The following is a 525-nucleotide window of genomic DNA, read 5'->3' on the forward strand; positions in this document are numbered from 1 at the left end:
TCGAACGATGTGCTGGAAGTGACGCTGCGGCACATCTATTCGGACGAATCGTACGATCTGGGCGAAGACCCCGGATTGATCAAGGATGGTGTGGAGGACCACCTGCAGCGGTACCTCGCCGAACAGATCGAACGCATCGGCAAGGGTGCGAAGCTGGTGCGCCGCGAATATCCGACCGCCATCGGCCCGGTGGACATCATGGCCATCGACGCGAACGGCGAGCACGTGGCCATCGAAATCAAACGCAACGGCGGCATTGACGGTGTGGAGCAGCTTACGCGCTACTGCAAGCTGCTCAACCGTGACCCGTTGCTCGCGCCGGTGCATGGCATCTTCGCCGCGCAGACCATCACCCCGCAGGCCCGTGTGCTTGCGCAGGACCGCGGCTTCCGTTGCCTGATCCTCGACTATGAGGAGATGAAAGGCGTCGAGGACGACTCGCTCAGACTGTTCTGACGGTTCGTTTGCTCTTCTGAATTTCCCAAACTACCGATGGTGGGGTGCGCTGAGCGTCGGTAGATTGGG

The 525-nt window shown here is 60.8% G+C and carries 1 protein-coding gene; it reads left to right on the forward strand.

The genetic code is table 11. The annotated features are described in order from the left end of the window. The coding region (gene nucS / locus B3C64_RS02430; protein ID WP_291533485.1) for an endonuclease NucS at positions 1 to 456 on the forward strand (456 nt) is incomplete at its 5' end. Positions 457 to 525: the final 69 nt, after the last annotated feature.

Origin of the sequence: Bifidobacterium sp. UBA6881 (assembly GCA_002451435.1) — a bacterium.
Classification (GTDB): domain Bacteria; phylum Actinomycetota; class Actinomycetes; order Actinomycetales; family Bifidobacteriaceae; genus Bifidobacterium.